The 268-nt window shown below is 66.0% G+C and carries 1 protein-coding gene; it reads left to right on the top strand.

All coding sequences use genetic code 11. From position 1 onward, the window contains the following. Positions 1-268, top strand: a 268-nt coding sequence (locus tag R0J88_RS20515; RefSeq protein ID WP_410900954.1) for an exodeoxyribonuclease V subunit gamma, incomplete at both ends; no start/stop codon positions are given.

Genomic DNA, 268 nt, shown 5'->3' with positions numbered 1-268 from the left:
CAAGGTGATCAAGGCCGCGCCTCAGCCTCCGCTGGTGCCGGAAACCTTCCTCGTCCAGTCCAACGGCATGGCCCAGTGGCTGAGATTGTCATTGGCCGAGGCCGATGGCATCGCCGCCTCGGTGGATTTTCCACTGCCCTCAAGCTTCGTATGGCGCGCCTATCGCGGGGTATTGGGTGGCGTGCAGGGCGACGAGATTCCGGAGCTGTCGCCCTTCGACAAGGGCCCGCTTGCCTGGCGTCTGCTGCGGCTGCTGCCGGGGCTGCTG

This window comes from Pseudoalteromonas sp. SIMBA_162 (assembly GCF_046535955.1).
In the GTDB taxonomy this organism is placed as follows: domain Bacteria; phylum Pseudomonadota; class Gammaproteobacteria; order Enterobacterales; family Alteromonadaceae; genus Pseudoalteromonas; species Pseudoalteromonas marina.
The sequence above is the reverse complement of the archived record's forward strand: the minus strand, read 5'-3'. Positions and strand labels throughout refer to the sequence as shown.